Here is a 15,987-nt window from a genome sequence, read left to right as displayed (position 1 = left end):
TCCCCCGGGTCGGCCGTACCCCGTACGATGCTCGCGGACGGTCCCCGCGGACCGTCCGCACGCCAGCGACGGCGCAGGGGAGGAAACCGGTGCGAACCCGGTGCGGTCCCGCCACTGTGACCGCGGTTCACCGGACCTCCGGAGGACCGCGGGAGCCAGGAACTCCTGCCGTCCTCCACCGGCCCGGGGCGCGGACCCCGAGGAAGGCTTGAAGCCATGCGCCGCCGCATGCCTGTGCCCGCACCCGCCGACGAGGCCGGGAGGGCCTTCGCATGATCCTGCTGCTGTCGACGTCCGACACCGACCTGCTGAGCGCCCGTGCCTCCGAGGGGCCGGTCCGCTACCGGCTCGGCAACCCGGCCCGGCTGACGCCCGAGGACCTGCCCGCCCTGCTGGAGGGCACCGACCTGGTCGTGGTCCGCCTGCTCGGCGGTCGCCGCGCCTGGCAGGAGGGCCTGGACGCACTGCTCGCCGGCCCCCGCCCGGTGGTCGTGCTGACCGGCGAACAGGCCCCCGACGCCCAGCTGATGGAGCTGTCCACCGTCCCGGCCGGCATCGCCGCCGAGGCGCACGCCTACCTGGCCCACGGCGGCGCCGCCAACCTCGCCGAGCTCGGCTCGTTCCTCTCCGACACCGTGCTGCTCACCGGCCACGGCTTCGCCCCGCCCGCCTCCGCCCCGGCCTGGGGCCCGCTGGAGCGCGAGGCCCGGACGACCGGGGGCCCGACCGTCGCGGTGCTCTACTACCGCGCCCACCACATGAGCGGCAACACCGCCTTCGTGGAGACCCTCTGCCGGGCGATCGAGGACCAGGGCGCCCGGGCCCGCGCGTACTACTGCGCCTCGCTGCGCGGCGCCGAGGCGGAGCTGCTGGCCGCGCTCGGCGAGGCCGACGCCATCGTCACCACCGTGCTCGCCGCGGGCGGCACCCGCCCGGCCGACGCGCAGGCCGGCGGCGACGAGGAGGCCTGGGACGCGGGCGCGCTGGCCGCGCTGGACCGCCCGATCCTCCAGGCGCTCTGCCTGACCTGGTCGCGCGCCCAGTGGGAGGCCAGCGACGACGGCCTGTCCCCGCTGGACACCGCCACCCAGATCGCGGTGCCCGAGTTCGACGGCCGGCTGATCACCGTCCCGTTCTCCTTCAAGGAGCTGGACGAGGACGGCCTGACCGTCTACGCCGCCGACGAGGAGCGCGCCGCCCGGGTCGCCGGCGTGGCCGTCGCGCACGCCCGGCTGCGGCACGTCCCGGCCGCCGAGCGCCGGCTCGCGCTGGTGCTCTCCGCGTACCCGACCAAGCACGCCCGGGTCGGCAACGCCGTCGGCCTGGACACCCCCGCGAGCGCGGTGCGGCTGCTGACCGCGTTGCGCGAGGAGGGCATGGACCTCGGGCAGGACCTGCCGGGTCTGGACGGCGACGGCGGGCAGGAGCACGAGGGCGACGCGCTGATCCACGCGCTGATCGCCGCCGGCGGCTACGACCAGGACTGGCTCACCGAGGACCAGCTGGCCCGCAACCCCGTGCGCATCCCGGCCGCCGACTACCGCCGCTGGTACGCCACCCTCCCCGAGGGCCTGCGCGCCCGGGTCGAGGAGCACTGGGGCCCGGCCCCCGGCGAGCTGTACGTCGACCGCTCGCAGAACCCGGACGGCGACATCGTGCTCGCCGCGATCCGCTCCGGGAACCTCCTGGTGCTCATCCAGCCGCCGCGCGGCTTCGGCGAGAACCCGGTCGCGATCTACCACGACCCGGACCTCCCGCCGTCCCACCACTACCTGGCCGCCTACCGCTGGATCGCCGCCCCGCAGTCCGACGGCGGCTTCGGCGCGCACGCCGTGGTCCACCTCGGCAAGCACGGCAACCTGGAGTGGCTGCCCGGCAAGACCGCCGCGCTGTCCGCCGAGTGCGGCCCGGACGCCGTGCTCGGCGACCTGCCGCTGGTCTACCCCTTCCTGGTCAACGACCCGGGCGAGGGCACCCAGGCCAAGCGCCGCGCCCACGCCACCCTGGTCGACCACCTGGTGCCGCCGATGGCCCGCGCCGACTCCTACGGCGACATCGCCCGCCTGGAGCAGCTGCTCGACGAGCACTCCAACATCGCCGCGATGGACCCGGCCAAGCTGCCCGCGATCCGCGCCCAGATCTGGACGCTGATCCAGGCCGCCAGGCTCGACCACGACCTCGGCCTGGAGGAGCGCCCCGAGGACGACGGCTTCGACGACTTCCTGCTGCACGTCGACGGCTGGCTCTGCGAGGTCAAGGACGCCCAGATCCGCGACGGCCTGCACGTCCTGGGCCAGGCCCCGGCCGGCACCGACCGGGTCAACATCGTGCTCGCCATCCTGCGCGCCCGGCAGATCTGGGGCGGCGTCAGCGCGCTGCCCGGTCTGCGCGAGGCGCTCGGCCTGGACGAGGCCGCGCTCACCCTCGGCGCCACCGACGCGGCCGAGGCGAAGGCCCGCGAGCTGGTCGAGGCGATGGAGGCGGCCGACTGGGCGCCGGAGGCGGTCGAGAAGGTCGCCGCCGGGCTGCCGGAGGCGGTGCGCGAGGTGCTGGACTTCGCCGCCGTCCAGGTCGTGCCCCGGCTGGCCGCGACCACCGGCGAGCTGGACGCCGTGCTGCACGCGCTGCGCGGCGGCTTCGTCCCGGCCGGCCCGTCCGGCTCGCCGCTGCGCGGGCTGGTCAACGTGCTGCCGACCGGCCGCAACTTCTACTCCGTCGACCCCAAGGCGGTGCCCAGCAAGCTCGCCTGGGAGACCGGGCAGGCGCTCGCCGCCTCGCTGGTCGAGCGCTACCGGGCCGACAACGACGGCGCCTACCCGCCGTCGGTGGGCCTGTCGCTGTGGGGCACCAGCGCGATGCGCACCGCCGGCGACGACATCGCCGAGGCCTTCGCCCTGCTCGGCGTGCGCCCGGTGTGGGACGACGCCTCGCGCCGGGTCACCGGCCTGGAGGCCGTCCCCCTGGAGGAGCTGGGCCGCCCGCGCATCGACGTCACGCTGCGCATCTCCGGCTTCTTCCGGGACGCCTTCCCGCACGTGGTCGCCCTGCTGGACGACGCGGTGCGCCTGGCCGCCGCCCAGGAGGAGCCCGCGGCGGACAACCACGTGCGCGCCCACGTCCAGGCCGACCTCGCCGTGCACGGCGACGAGCGCAAGGCCACCGTGCGCGTCTTCGGCTCCCGCCCCGGCACCTACGGCGCCGGCCTGCTCCAGCTGATCGACAGCCGCGACTGGCGCACCGACGCCGACCTCGCCGAGGTGTACACGGTCTGGGGCGGCTACGCCTACGGACGCGGGCTGGACGGGCGCCCGGCCCGCGAGGAGATGGAGACCGCCTACAAGCGGATCACCGTCGCCGCGAAGAACACCGACACCCGCGAGCACGACATCGCCGACTCGGACGACTACTTCCAGTACCACGGCGGCATGGTGGCCACCGTACGGGCGCTCACCGGCAAGGCGCCGACCGCGTACATCGGCGACTCGACCCGCCCGGAGACGGTCCGCACCCGCACCCTGACCGAGGAGGCGGCCCGGGTCTTCCGCGCCCGGGTGGTCAACCCGCGCTGGATCGAGGCGATGCGCCGGCACGGCTACAAGGGCGCGTTCGAGATGGCCGCGACCGTCGACTACCTCTTCGGGTACGACGCCACCACCGGCGTGGTCGCCGACTGGATGTACGAGAAGCTCACCCAGGAGTACGTGCTGGACCCGGTCAACCGGGAGTTCCTGGCCGGCGCCAACCCGTGGGCGCTGCACGGGATCAGCGAGCGGCTGCTGGAGGCGGCGAGCCGGGGGCTGTGGGAGCAGCCGGACCCGGAGCTGATCGAGCAGCTGCGGGCGGCGTTCCTGGAGACCGAGGGCGACCTGGAGGGCGGCGAGGGCTGACCGGCCCTCCGCCCCGCGGTCGACCCGTACTCCATTCAGGTGATCAAGGGGCTGGTGACGGGGCGGCGCCGAGCGGACAATACGGGTCATGCCGCGCCCTTCCCTGCTCACCGGCCCCGCCGGCCCCGTCCCGTCGACGGACGCCGCCGCCCGCCCCGGCCGGGCCCTCGCCCGGTACCGGCCCCGGCTGGCGGCGCTCGCCGCCGGGGCCCTGCCGGTGCTCGCCTTCCCCGCCCCCGGGGTGGCGGCGCTCGCCTGGGTCGCGCTCGTCCCCGGCCTGCTGCTGATGCAGCGGGCCCCGGGGGCGCGCGAGGCCGCGGTGCGCGGCTGGTGGTTCGGCGCCGGGTTCATCCTGACCGGGATGTCCTGGCTGCTGTCCTCGGTCGGGCCGGCCCTGCCGCTGATCGCCGTGGTGTTCGGGTCGCTGCAGGCCGGGGTGGGCCTCGCGGTGTGGCGGCTGCTGCACCCGCCGCTGACCGTCCGCCGGGCGCTGCTGGCGCCGCCGGTGGTCGCGGCGGTCTGGCTGACCACCGAGTACGCGCGCTCCTGGCCCGCGCTGGGTGGGCCGTGGGCGCTGCTCGGCGCCACCCAGTGGCAGCACCCGGCCGTCCTGGCGCTGGCCTCGGCCGGCGGGATCTGGCTGGTCAGCGCCGCCGTGGTGGCGGTCAACACCGCCGTGCTGGTGGTGCTCACCGCCGTCGACCCGCGCCCGCGGGCGGCGGCGGCGCTGCTCGCGGCGGCGGCGCTGGCGGCCGGGCCGCTGCTGTTCGCGCTGCGGCCGGCGCCCCAGGCCGCCGCCGAGGGACCGGCCGGGCCCGCGGAACTGCGGCTCGCGCTGGTCCAGCCCGGGATCGTCGACGAGCCGCAGGCCCGGTTCGAGGCCAGTGCCCGCGCCACCGCCGCGCTGGTCGGGCAGCCCCCGGTGGACCTGGTGGTCTGGGGCGAGTCCAGCACCACGGCCGACCTCGACCGCGATCCGGCGGCGCTCGACCGGCTGCGCGCGCTGTCCGCCGCGACCGGGGCCGGCCTGCTGGCGGGCGAGGACGCGCGCAAGGCGGACGGGCGGATCTCCAAGGACGCGGTGCTGGTCTCCCCGGACGGCGTGGTCGACCGCTACCGGAAGATCCGCCTGGTGCCGTTCGGCGAGTACATCCCGCTGCGGCCGGTGCTCGGCTGGGTCGCCGGGGTCAGCCGGGCGGCGGGCGAGAACCGGGCACCCGGCAGCGGCCAGGAGCCGCTGCCGGTGGTGGACCGCTCGGGGCGGGCGCTGCCGGTCGGGGCGCTGATCTGCTTCGAGTCGGCCTTCCCGGACATGGCCCGCACGGCCGCCCGGGACGGCGCCCGGGTGCTGGTCTACCAGGCCTCGACCTCGACCTTCCAGCGCAGCTGGGCACCCGAGCAGCACGTCTCGCTGGCCGCGATCCGGGCCGCCGAGACCGGCCGGCCGGCCGTGCAGGCCTCGCTCACCGGGGTGTCGGCCGCCTTCGACGCCCAGGGGCGCGAGCTGGCCCGGCTGGGCACGGAGGACACCGGCGCGCTGGTGGTCCGGCTGCCGCTGACCGCGCCGGGCACCGCCACCTGGTACACCCGGGTGGGTGACGTGGTGCCGATGACGGCCGTGCTGGTGACGGCGGCCGCGGCGGCGCTCGCCGTCCGCCGGCGTCAGCCCCTGGTCTCCGAGCGGTAGTAGAGGCCGAACGCCGCGCCCACCGGATCGCGCAGCACCGCGATCCGCAGGCCGCCGCCCGGCAGGTCGACGGGTGCCATCAGCACGGTCGCGCCGAGGTTGCCCGCGCGGAACGCCGAGACGTCCACGTCGGCGACCGAGAAGTACGGCAGCCAGTGCGGCGGCACCTGCGGCGGGAAGTCCTCGCCCATGGTCAGCATGCCGCCGAAGTCCCCGTCGGCCAGGCCCCACTGGGTGTACCGCGGAGACGGGGAGACCTTCCAGCCGAACACCGCCGGGTAGAAGGCGCGGGCGCCGTCCGGGTCCCGGGTGAGCAGCTCCACCCAGCCGAGCGCGCCGGGCACGCCCCGCACCTCGGCGCCGCGCAGCCGGCCCGCCTGCCAGAGCCCGAACACCGCGCCGTCCGGGTCGGCCGCGATGGCGAACCGGCCGTAGTCCAGCGCGTCCGTCGGCTCCACGACCAGGCTCCCGCCCGCGGCGGCGACCGCGCGGGCGGCGGCGTCGGCCTCCTCGACCAGGAAGGAGACGCTCCAGGCGGTCGGCTGGCCCTCGCCGTAGAGCGGGGTCACCGACGCGGCCACCGCGCCGTCCAGCCGCATGAACGTGTAGCCGCCCGCCTCCGGGCGCTCGTCGGGCTCGGCCTGCCAGCCGAACAGCTCGCCGTAGAACCGCTGCGCGGCCGCCGGGTCGGCGCTGCCGTGCTCGACCCAGCACGGGCCGCCGGTGGTGACCGTCTGCTGCTTCATCGCGGGCCTCCTCCCTCAGCCGATGTCCAGGACGACCTTGCCGCGCGCGTGCCCCGACTCGACGAGGGCGATCGCCTCGGCGGCGCGGGACAGCGGGTAGCGGGCGGCGATGTGCGGGTCCAGCTCGCCGGAGGCGACCAGGTCGGCCAGCGCGGCGAGCGTCCCGGGGCTGGTGGAGCGGGTGATGTAGCGGCCGCCGAGTTCCTCGGCGGTGCCCGGGTCGGAGGTGGACACCAGCCGGGTGCGGTCGTCCAGGGTCACCGCGGCCGCCCGGGCGTCGTCCCCGCCGACCAGGTCGAGGATGCCGTCCACGCCGTCCGGCGCGGCCGCCCGGATCCGGTCGGCGACGCCGTCGCCGTAGCGGACCTGCACCGCGCCCAGGGACTCGACGTACCCGCGGTTGGCGTCGCCCGCCGTGCCGATGACGCGGATGCCGCGGCTGCGGGCGATCTGGGCGGCCGCGCTGCCGACGCCGCCGGCGACGCCGAGGATCAGCAGGGTCTGCCCGGCGCCCACGCCGACGTCGCGGACCGCGTCGTCGGCGGTCGCGGCCGCCACCGGCAGGGTGGCGGCCTGGTCGAAGCCGACCTTGGCCGGCTTCAGCGCGCTCGACGCGGCGGCCAGCAGCGTCTGCTCGGCGAACGCGCCGGCCGCCGCGATCCCGAACACCTCGTCGCCCGGGGTGAACCCGGTTACGCCGGGCCCGACCCGCTCGACCACGCCGGCCGCCTCGGAGCCCATCACGGCGGGCAGTTCGCGCACCTGGCCGATCCAGCCCCGGCGGACCTTCCAGTCGACCGGGTTCACCCCGGCCGCCCGGACGGTGACCGCGATCTGCCCCAGCCCCGGCTCCAGCACCGGCCGGTCCAGGAACTCCTGCTTCTCCGGTCCGCCGTAGTCGACGAACCCGAACGCCTTGGCCATCCCCGCTCCACTCTCCGCTCGACGGCCCCCGCCCCAGCATGCGGGCGGGGGCACGGGGCGGCGCGGTCGTGCTGGGCCGAACGGGCGGAGAGCGTTCAGCGCGTGGTGGCGCGACCGACCGGTATCCAGAGTTGCGCCTCGGCCTCCTCGCCGCCCGGCAGGACCTCGACCCGCAGGATCTCCGGGCCGGGCCGGAACTCGTACGGGTTGGACGGGAACCACTGGGTGAAGACGTCCCGCCACATCTCCTGCAGCGCCCGCGGGTACGCCCCGCGGTTGGCGAACACCGCCCAGGTCCCGGCCGGGACCTCGCGCACGTCCAGGTCCTCCGGCACCTCGGCGCCCGCCCCCATGACCACCGCGTGGTAGTAGTCCAGCGGGACGCCCTCCTCCCGGCTGTCCGAGAAGAACTCGGTGACGGCGACGATCCCGGCCGGCTCCTGCTCCGAGAGGGCCGCGATCCGGTCGATCGTCTCCCGGCCGAGGCCCCTGATGAACTCGGCCATCGCCGGGTTGACCCCCTCGTGGACCAGGGGGACCCGCGCCCGCCGGCCCACGACCCGGAACGCCTGCCTCTCGACGATGCGGTACTCCATGCTGCTGCTCCCTTCGACGACGAGCCGGAAGGACATCCGGGGCTGGGAGACCAGCACCGCGCCCGAGCGCCGGGCCTCGCCGGGGCCGACCCCGTGCATCGCCCGGAACGCCCGGGCGAAGGCCTCGCCCGAGCCGTAGCCGTGGCGGACCGCGACGTCGAGCAGCGTCCGCTCCCCGGCCAGCACCTCCGCCCCGGCGAGGGTGAGCCGGCGCCGGCGCAGGTACTCCGACAGCGGCATCCCGGCGAGCGCCGAGAACAGCCGCCGGAAGTGGTACTCCGAGGTGGTCGCGATCCGCGCCAGTTCGGCCGGGTCGACCGCTCCGTCGAGGTGCTCCTCGATGTACTCCATGGCCTGGTTCAGCCGGTCCAGCATCGCTTCCCGCCCCCGTCCTTCCTTCTGACGCTCCTCACCGTAGGCGGCGGCCACCCGCCCGGACCCGACATCCCGTGCCCGCTCCGGTCGGGTGGCCCGCGCGGCGTCCCCGCGGCTCAGGAGCCGTCGGCGCGCACCGCGTAGACGTACCGGCGGCCGGCGTACTCGCTGAGGTTCCAGATCACCGACTCGGTGAACCTCCAGTCGGTGGTCGCCGAGCCGTGGAAGCTGAGGTCCTCGCAGCCGACCGCCAGCCGGGCCACCGTGGACGGGGTGTCGGCGCCCGAGGCCACCGCGCGCAGCGAGCCGTTGCCGGAGCCGTTGCTGGTGGACAGGTAGTGCCGGGACTGCTGGGAGACCACGCCCTGGATCTTGCCCTGCTTGACGGTGACCGCCTCGGAGGCGGTGGCCGAGGCGAGCCTGCGGTCGGTGTAGTCGAGGTTCCAGCGGACCACCTTGGGCGTGGTGATCTTCGTGCCGTTGCCGTTCCAGCCGGTGCCGGAGTAGTCGACCACCGGGGCGGCGAGGTCCTCGGCGTACTCGCCGACGGTGAGGCTGTCGGGGGTGCTGGCGCGGTCCAGGGCGAGGCAGGAGTAGCGCAGCAGCGTCCCGGTGTTGTCGTACGCGGCGCTCTGCGGCAGCACGTAGCGGTAGTCGTAGGCGTAGTACCTGCCGTCGGAGGCGTCCAGCCCGCAGACGTCGGACTTGCCGGTGGCCACCTCGAAGACCGTGTTCAGGTCGAACACCCGCAGGCCCTTGGTGGTGTCCACCATGTAGAGCAGGTTGCCGTACCAGAGGATGCCGCCCGCGTGCCGCTGCACCGGGGCGTAGGAGGGCGCGCCGGTCGCCGCCTTCACCGGCTCGACGAGCAGCACGTGGCGGTACCTGGGCGCGAGGCGGTCGGTGTAGTCGACGAAGGAGACCCGCACGCCCTTGTTGACCTCGGCGTTCGGCGTGCCGGGGTCGTTGTCCGGGTCGGTGTCGAAGTACCACGAGACCAGCACCACCCGCTTGCCGCCCCAGACGCCCGAGCCGAGCGCGTCGGCGCTGGTGGTGACGCCCTGCGGGACCCATTCGGCGACCCCCTGGTCACCGGGGTTCCAGCCGAAGCCCTCCTGGAAGGCGCCGACCCCGCTCGGGGCCGCGGCCAGGTGCACGGCGTCCCGGTTGGCGCTGGCGAGCACGTCGGCGACGGTGGCCTTCGGCAGCAGGCCCGCCAGTCCGGCGGCCAGCGCCGCGTACGTGCCGTGGCTGTTGCCGAGGCGTTCGGCGAGGGTGAACTGGCCGGGCGACAGGGTCGCGGCCTCGGCCGCCGCCGGGGCGAGGGCGGCGCCGCCGAAGGCCACGAGCGGGCCGGCCGCCATTCCCTTGATGATCGTCCTGCGTGACATGGTCATGGCGTCAGAACGTAGGGCGATCACCGGGCCCCTGACAAGCTGCCACCTCCCCGACCGGCCCAAACGGCGCCGGCCGGGGAGATGTCGTGACGGCCCGGTGTCGGTTCAGACCCGGATCGATTCACACCCGGATCGGGTCAGGCCCGGATCAGATCAGGCCCTGCGCCAGCATCGCGTCCGCCACCAGCTCGAAGCCGGCGATGTTGGCGCCCAGCACGTAGTCCCCGGGGCGGCCGTACTTCTCCGCCGTGGTGTGGCAGGCGGTGTGGATGTTCCGCATGATCTCCGCCAGCCGCTCCTCGGTCCGCTCGAAGGACCAGGCGTCGCGCGAGGCGTTCTGCTGCATCTCCAGCGCGCTGGTGGCGACGCCGCCCGCGTTGGCCGCCTTGCCCGGGCCGAAGGCCACCCCGGCCTCCAGGAAGACCCGGACCGCCTCCGGCGTGGTCGGCATGTTGGCGCCCTCGGCGACGGCGCGCACGCCGCCGCGGACCAGCGTCAGCGCGTCCGCCTCGTCCAGCTCGTTCTGGGTGGCGCAGGGCAGCGCCACGTCGACCGGCACGCTCCAGACGCCGGTGCCCTCCTGGTAGCGGACGTGGGCGCCGCGCAGCTCGGCGTACTCGGAGAGCCGGCCGCGCCGGACCTCCTTGACCTCCTTCAGCAGGTCGAGGTCGATGCCCTTCTCGTCCACCACGAAGCCGGTGGAGTCGGAGGCCGTCACCACGGTCGCGCCGAGCTGCTGGGCCTTCTCGATCGCGTACACCGCGACGTTGCCGGAGCCGGAGACGGAGACCCGCAGGCCGTCCAGCTCCTCGCCGCGGGCGCGCAGCATCTCCTGGGTGAACAGCACACAGCCGTAGCCGGTGGCCTCGGTGCGGGCCTGCGAGCCGCCCCAGCCGATGCCCTTGCCGGTCAGTACGCCGGACTCGTAGCGGTTGGTGATCCGCTTGTACTGGCCGAACAGGTAGCCGATCTCCCGGCCGCCGACGCCGATGTCACCGGCGGGGACGTCGGTGTGCTCGCCGAGGTGGCGGTGCAGCTCGGTCATGAAGGACTGGCAGAAGCGCATGATCTCGGCGTCCGAGCGGCCCTTGGGGTCGAAGTCGGAGCCGCCCTTGCCGCCGCCGATGGCGAGGCCGGTCAGCGCGTTCTTGAAGATCTGCTCGAAGCCCAGGAACTTCACGATCCCGAGGTTCACCGAGGGGTGGAAGCGCAGGCCGCCCTTGTAGGGGCCGAGCGCGCTGTTGAACTCCACCCGGAAGCCGCGGTTGACGTGGATCCGGCCCCGGTCGTCGGTCCACGGCACCCGGAAGATCACCTGCCGCTCGGGCTCCACGACGCGCTCGACGATCCGCGCGTCGATCAGCTCGGGGCGCCGCTCCAGCACCGGGCCGAGGGTCTCCACGACCTCGTGCACGGCCTGGTGGAACTCGGGCTCGCCGGGGTTGCGGCGCAGCACCTCGGCATACAGCGACTCAATGGCGGGGTTTCCGGCGTCGTGGGACGCAGCGGACACGGGGGTAGCCGACATCTTCTGAGGACCTTCCATGGTCTGAAGCGACAGACAGGGCGCCTCCCCCGTCGTCCTGGGGGGAGAACACCGGCGGTCCCCTCGCCATTGAGGGCGTCACGGCGCAATGAACACCAGCGCGGCAACTCCTGGACCGCTCGCGCGGGCACAGTCTCTCACTGCCACCCCCCGTTTGTCCGCCCCTGGTCCACCGGCCTCCGTCCGGCAACCCGTTCGTGAGCTGCACCGACCCTTCGTCCGCCCCCCGCCCGATGTTGTTCAAATTGGAACTACCTAGTACCGTCGACAGCCGAGTACCACCCGAACCGCCCGTCACGAAAGGCCCGCCATGCCCCAGGTGCAGCCGCCGCAGCAGCAGAACCACTCCCCGCAGGCCGGGGCCGCCCGGGTGCGGGCGCGGGTGCGGATTCCGCTGGTGTTCCCGGACGGCTACCGGGCGGAGGCGGAGGTGTTCACCTTCCACGGGCTGGCCGACGGGGCGGAGCACCTGGCGCTGGCGCTCGGCACGGTGCCCGAGAACGCGACGCCGCTGGTGCGGCTGCACTCGGAGTGCCTGACCGGGGACGTCTTCGGCTCCGCCCGGTGCGACTGCGGGCCGCAGCTGCGCGAGGCCGTCGAGCGGATCGCGACCTCCGGCGGCTACCTGCTCTACCTGCGCCAGGAGGGCCGCGGCATCGGCCTGTACAACAAGCTGGACGCCTACGCCCTGCAGGACTCCGGGCTCGACACCTACGACGCCAACACCGCGCTCGGGCTGCCCGAGGACGGGCGCGACTACACCGCCGCCGCGCAGATGCTCGGCGCGCTCGGTGTGCTCGACGCGCTCGGCACCGAGGGGACCGAGGGGGTCGAGGGGACCGAGGGGATCAGGGGGATCGACCTGCTGAGCAACAACCCCGACAAGGCCGCCCAGCTGGCCGCCCTCGGCGTCCCGGTGCGCCGGCGGGTGCCCACCGGCGTGCACGTGTCGGAGAGCAACGTCCACTACCTGCGGGCCAAGGCGGAGCGCACCGGGCACTCGATCGAGCTGTCCCGGCTGGTGGGCTGAGCGGACGGGCGCTCAGTCGGCGACCGGGCGGCCGCGCGGCTCCTCGGCGATCCGGCGGGCGATCTCGGACGGGCGAACCGGGCGGCCGAAGTGCCAGCCCTGCGCCCAGTCGCAGCCGATGACGCGCAGCCGCTCGGCGTCCCGGCCGGTCTCCACGCCCTCGGCGGTGACGGTCAGCCCGAGGGCGTGCGCCATCGAGACCAGTCCGCTGACGATCCGCCAGCCGGTCTCCTCGTCCTTGGCCGGGTCGTGCAGGTCGCCGACGAAGGAGCCGGCGATCTTCAGACCGGAGACCGGCAGGTCGCGCAGGTAGGCGAGGTTGGACCAGCCGGTGCCGAAGTCGTCCACGGCGAGCGAGACACCGAGGCCGACCAGGCCGTGCAGGGTGCGCAGCGCCTCGTCCTCCGGACCGACCACGGTCGACTCGGTGATCTCCAGCTGGAGCCGGGCCGGGTCGAGGCCGGTGGTGTCGAGGATCCGGCCGAGGTCGCCGACCAGGGCGGCGCTGCGGGCCTGGCGCACCGCCAGGTTGACGTTGAGCTGGGGCGCGGCGTCGCCGAAGCGCTTGATCCAGTCGGCGGCCTGGCCGCAGGCCTGCTCCAGCACCCAGCGGCCGAGCGGCATGATCAGCCCGGTCTCCTCGGCGGTGGTGACGAACTCGTCCGGGCCGAGCACGCCCATCTGCGGGTGGCGCCAGCGCACCAGCGCCTCGACGGCGGCCAGCCGGCCGTCGGCGAGCGCGTAGAGCGGCTGGTAGTCGATGAAGAACTCGCCCCGGTCGAGGGCGGCGGGCATCCGCACCGAGACGGCGTAGCGGGAGACGGCGCGGGCGTTCTCCTTGGGGTCGAAGAGAATCCAGCGGCCCCGGCCGGCCTCCTTGGCGCGGTAGAGCGTGAGGTCGGCGGCGCGCACGGCGGCGCCGGGGGTGGTGGTGGAGACCCGGCGCTCCAGGACGCCGACGCTGGCTCCGACGGCCAGCTTGTGGTCGCCGATCAGCACCGGCCCGGCGAGTGCCTTGAGCACGGTCTTGGCGGCGGCGACCGCCTCCTGCTCACCGCGGCTCTTCTCCAGCAGGACGACGAACTCGTCCCCGCCGAGCCGGGCCACCAGGTGCCCGAGCGGGGTGAGCGCGGCCTTCAGCCGGGCGGCGACGGCGCACAGCAGCTCGTCGCCGGTGTCGTGGCCGAGGCTGTCGTTGACCACCTTGAAGCCGTCGAGGTCGACGTAGCACAGACCGAACCGGGCGCCCGGGTCCGGGTCCTCGAAGAGCTTCTCCAGCCGTTCGAAGAACGCGGCCCGGTTGGGCAGCCCGGTCAGCGGGTCGTGGGTGGCCTGGTGGCGCAGCCGCTCCTGGAGCCGGTAGCGGTCGGTGACGTCCTCCAGCATGGCGACCTGGTACTGCGGGAGGCCGTCGTCGTCGCGGATCAGCGAGACCGTCAGGTGGGTCCAGACGATCTCGCCGTCCTGGCGGTAGTAGGGCTTGTCGAACTGGAAGTAGTCGCGCTTGCCGCTGATCAGGTCCTCGTAGGCCTCCCAGACGCCGTCGGCGTCCTCGGGGTGGACGAGGTCGCCGACCCGGCGGCCGATCATGTCGTCGGGGCCGGCGCCGAAGAGTTCCTGGAGGGCCTTGTTGACGGCCAGGATGTTGCCGTTGGTGTCGCCGATGCCGATGCCGATCGCGGCGCTCTCGAACAGGGCGCGGAACCGGGCCTCGGAGGCGCGCAGCGCCCGCTCGGCCTCCTTGCGGGCGACGTCGGCGGCGGTGCGGATGGCCTCCTGCTCGCGCAGGGTGCGCTCGCGCAGCGCGGCCGCCCAGCCGGCCGCGAAGGCGCCGCTCACGGCGGGGCCGCGGCCGTCGGCGGCGCGCTGGCGCTGGAGGAGTTCGACGGCCCGGGCCAGCACCACCGGGTCGGTGAAGTGGGCGTCGACCAGCTCGGCCCCGGCCTCGGCCGCCAGCTGCGGTTCGAACGGGTGGTCCAGCTGGGCGCGGTGGAGCAGCCCGGCGGTCCGGGAGACCAGCCGGCCGAGCAGGCCGGGGTGGACGGCCGTGCCGTGGTCACCGGAGAGCAGCCGCGCCCAGTCCTCGTGGAACCGCTCGGCGCCGCTGCTCGGTTCCGGTGCCTCCGTCACGGACGGAGCCCCACGCCCGCCACCCCGGTCATCCGCTCGGGGTGCTCGCCGACCGTCTCCGGCTGGTCCGGGCGCCACTGCGGCAGGTAGACGACGCCGGGCTCGACCAGCTCGAAGCCCTCGAACATCGCGGTGATCTGCTCGTGGGTGCGCATGGTCAGCGGGGTGGGCGTCATCCGGTACAGCCGCTGGTGGTCCTCGGCCTGGTCGGGGCGGCCCTCCAGGGAGGCGTGCGAGAGGACGAGGGCGCTGCCCGGCGGGAGGGCGTCGCGGATCACCGCGATCAGCTTCCACGGGTCCTCGGCGTCCTGGACGAAGTGCATGACGGCGACCAGCAGGACGGCCACCGGCTCGCCGGCGGCGAGCAGCTCGGTCACCTCGGGGCGGGACATGAGGTCCTCGACGTCCCGCACGTCGGCCTGGACGACGGAGCTGCCCGGGTCCTCCTCCAGCAGCAGGCGGCTGTGCGCGACGGCGACCGGGTCGCGGTCCACGTAGACGACCCGCGCCTCGGGGCGGATGGCGCGGGCGATCTCGTGGACGGCGCCGAAGGTGGGGATGCCGGAGCCGATGTCGAGGAAGCGGCCGATGCCGCGCTCGGCGGCGAACTGGACGGCGCGGCGCAGGAAGGCCCGGTTGGAGCGCATGATCTGGGGCAGCTCCGGCCACAGGGCGATGGCCTTGCGGGCCATCTCCCGGTCGACCTCGAAGTTGTGCGAGCCCCCGAGGTAATAGTCGTAGACCCGCGCGGCGTTCGGTTTGTCCAGGTCCGTGCCCTCCGGTACCCAGTTCGGTCGCCGCATCCTCGGGACTCCTTCGTTCCGGTTCCGGTGTACCAGCCGCCGAATGTGGCTGCTGTGACTGATGAGACTACAAGCACAAAAGATCCTCCTCTGCACGTCGGACGGGTGCAAGCGGAGTCCGGGCCTCCTTCCGGCGCCGCCCCGGCCGCCCGCACCCGGCCGCTACAGTGCCCCCGTGGATCCCAACCACTACCGGTTCCACGGGGTGTGGCGGCTGCCCGCCCCGCCTGCGGCCGTGTACCGGGCGCTCGCCGACGTCGCCGGGTACCCGCGCTGGTGGCCGGAGATCCGCGACGTCCGGAAGACCGGGCCGGACCGCGGCGAGGTGCTGGTCCGCGCGCTGCTCCCCTACCGGCTGGTCATCGGGCTCACCGCCGTCCGGCAGGACCCGGCCGCCGGAGTGCTGGAGGCGGCGATGCACGGGGACCTCACCGGCTGGTCGCGCTGGACGGTCACCGGGGACGGCGCGGGCGGCGCCCTGGCCCTGTTCGAGGAGGACACCCGCCCGGCCAAGCCACTGCTGCGCCGCCTCGCGCTGCCCGCCCGGCCGCTGTTCCGGGCCAACCACGCGGTGATGATGCGGCGCGGCCGGCGCGGCCTCGCGGCGCACCTGTCCGGGCGCCCGGACGGGGGCGCCTGACCCCACCGGACTCCCGGCCGGCCCCGAACGGCACACCCCGTCCACCCGGACGGGTACGCAAGGTCCGCCCCGTCGCGGCGGCCGGATCCATGCGCCCGGCGGCCGGATCCATGCGCCCCGGAGCCCGCTTCACCCGTCCGCACCGCCGCCGGCCTGCGGCGACCGGCCTTGACCCGATGTTTGCGCGGCGCCTTCGCATGGTCCGGGGCAGACTGGGCAGGGTAGT

The 15,987-nt window shown here is 74.7% G+C and carries 11 protein-coding genes and 1 riboswitch; of the genes, 4 read left to right on the top strand and 7 right to left on the bottom strand.

The features are described from left to right. Positions 1–79: 79 nt before the first annotated feature. Positions 80–165: riboswitch (cobalamin riboswitch) on the top strand. A 107-nt stretch (positions 166–272) separates the two neighbouring features. Together cobN and lnt are read left to right on the top strand one after the other, a co-directional pair. Beyond that, positions 273–3,887 carry a cobaltochelatase subunit CobN gene (cobN, locus tag ABT238_RS08940; protein ID WP_350563952.1) on the top strand — a complete coding sequence of 1,205 codons (3,615 nt, stop codon included), beginning with the start codon at positions 273–275 and terminating at the stop codon, positions 3,885–3,887. 88 nt (positions 3,888–3,975) lie between these two features. Next, complete coding sequence (gene lnt / locus ABT238_RS08935) at positions 3,976–5,574, top strand: apolipoprotein N-acyltransferase (protein ID WP_350756264.1); 1,599 nt, start codon at positions 3,976–3,978, stop codon at positions 5,572–5,574. Here lnt and ABT238_RS08930 read toward each other — a convergent pair. The 5 genes from ABT238_RS08930 to gdhA form a co-directional block, all read right to left on the bottom strand. Next, the gene (locus tag ABT238_RS08930; RefSeq protein WP_350563955.1) at positions 5,550–6,320 is read right to left on the bottom strand and encodes a VOC family protein; all 771 of its coding nucleotides are present in this window, start codon (positions 6,318–6,320) and stop codon (positions 5,550–5,552) included. The two genes, lnt and ABT238_RS08930, sit on opposite strands and share 25 nt — an antisense overlap. Positions 6,321–6,335: 15 nt before the next feature. Then, a complete protein-coding gene (locus tag ABT238_RS08925; RefSeq protein ID WP_350563956.1) occupies positions 6,336–7,244 on the bottom strand; it encodes an NADP-dependent oxidoreductase in 909 nt (302 codons plus the stop codon). A gap of 95 nt (positions 7,245–7,339) precedes the next feature. Continuing rightward, a complete protein-coding gene (locus ABT238_RS08920) occupies positions 7,340–8,215 on the bottom strand; it encodes an AraC family transcriptional regulator (RefSeq protein WP_350563958.1) in 876 nt (291 codons plus the stop codon). 116 nt (positions 8,216–8,331) lie between these two features. Next, positions 8,332–9,612, bottom strand: coding sequence for a hypothetical protein (locus ABT238_RS08915; RefSeq protein ID WP_350756262.1), 1,281 nt, complete (start codon positions 9,610–9,612; stop codon positions 8,332–8,334). 148 nt (positions 9,613–9,760) lie between these two features. Then, a complete protein-coding gene (gene gdhA / locus ABT238_RS08910; RefSeq protein WP_350756260.1) occupies positions 9,761–11,140 on the bottom strand; it encodes an NADP-specific glutamate dehydrogenase in 1,380 nt (459 codons plus the stop codon). Between the two features lie 328 nt (positions 11,141–11,468). Here gdhA and ABT238_RS08905 point away from each other — a divergent pair, with 328 nt between their 5' ends. Further along, the gene (locus ABT238_RS08905) at positions 11,469–12,188 is read left to right on the top strand and encodes a GTP cyclohydrolase II (RefSeq protein WP_350756258.1); all 720 of its coding nucleotides are present in this window, start codon (positions 11,469–11,471) and stop codon (positions 12,186–12,188) included. A 12-nt stretch (positions 12,189–12,200) separates the two neighbouring features. Here the strand turns inward: ABT238_RS08905 and ABT238_RS08900 are convergent, their stop codons facing one another. Both ABT238_RS08900 and ABT238_RS08895 read right to left on the bottom strand, forming a co-directional pair. After that, a complete protein-coding gene (locus tag ABT238_RS08900; RefSeq protein ID WP_350756256.1) occupies positions 12,201–14,318 on the bottom strand; it encodes a putative bifunctional diguanylate cyclase/phosphodiesterase in 2,118 nt (705 codons plus the stop codon). Next, on the bottom strand, positions 14,315–15,121 hold the full coding sequence (locus ABT238_RS08895) for an SAM-dependent methyltransferase (RefSeq protein ID WP_350563966.1): 807 nt from the start codon (positions 15,119–15,121) through the stop codon (positions 14,315–14,317). Before ABT238_RS08895 ends, ABT238_RS08900 begins: the two co-directional genes overlap by 4 nt. Before the next feature lie 175 nt (positions 15,122–15,296). Here ABT238_RS08895 and ABT238_RS08890 point away from each other — a divergent pair, with 175 nt between their 5' ends. Next, positions 15,297–15,761 (top strand): SRPBCC family protein, encoded by a 465-nt coding sequence (locus ABT238_RS08890; protein ID WP_350756254.1) that lies wholly within the window; start codon positions 15,297–15,299, stop codon positions 15,759–15,761. Positions 15,762–15,987 lie beyond the last annotated feature (226 nt).

Source organism: Kitasatospora sp. NPDC001527, assembly GCF_040298605.1.
In the GTDB taxonomy this organism is placed as follows: Bacteria; Actinomycetota; Actinomycetes; order Streptomycetales; family Streptomycetaceae; genus Kitasatospora.
This window is presented reverse-complemented; position numbering and strand designations above follow the sequence as displayed.

Coding starts and splice junctions, on each gene's coding strand:
- cobN (WP_350563952.1), top strand. CDS start 273: ATGATCCTGCTGCTGTCGACGTCCGACACCGACCTGCTGAGCGCCCGT.
- ABT238_RS08895 (WP_350563966.1), bottom strand. CDS start 15,121: ATGCGGCGACCGAACTGGGTACCGGAGGGCACGGACCTGGACAAACCG.
- ABT238_RS08925 (WP_350563956.1), bottom strand. CDS start 7,244: ATGGCCAAGGCGTTCGGGTTCGTCGACTACGGCGGACCGGAGAAGCAG.
- gdhA (WP_350756260.1), bottom strand. CDS start 11,140: ATGTCGGCTACCCCCGTGTCCGCTGCGTCCCACGACGCCGGAAACCCC.
- ABT238_RS08930 (WP_350563955.1), bottom strand. CDS start 6,320: ATGAAGCAGCAGACGGTCACCACCGGCGGCCCGTGCTGGGTCGAGCAC.
- ABT238_RS08915 (WP_350756262.1), bottom strand. CDS start 9,612: ATGACCATGTCACGCAGGACGATCATCAAGGGAATGGCGGCCGGCCCG.
- ABT238_RS08905 (WP_350756258.1), top strand. CDS start 11,469: ATGCCCCAGGTGCAGCCGCCGCAGCAGCAGAACCACTCCCCGCAGGCC.
- ABT238_RS08920 (WP_350563958.1), bottom strand. CDS start 8,215: ATGCTGGACCGGCTGAACCAGGCCATGGAGTACATCGAGGAGCACCTC.
- lnt (WP_350756264.1), top strand. CDS start 3,976: ATGCCGCGCCCTTCCCTGCTCACCGGCCCCGCCGGCCCCGTCCCGTCG.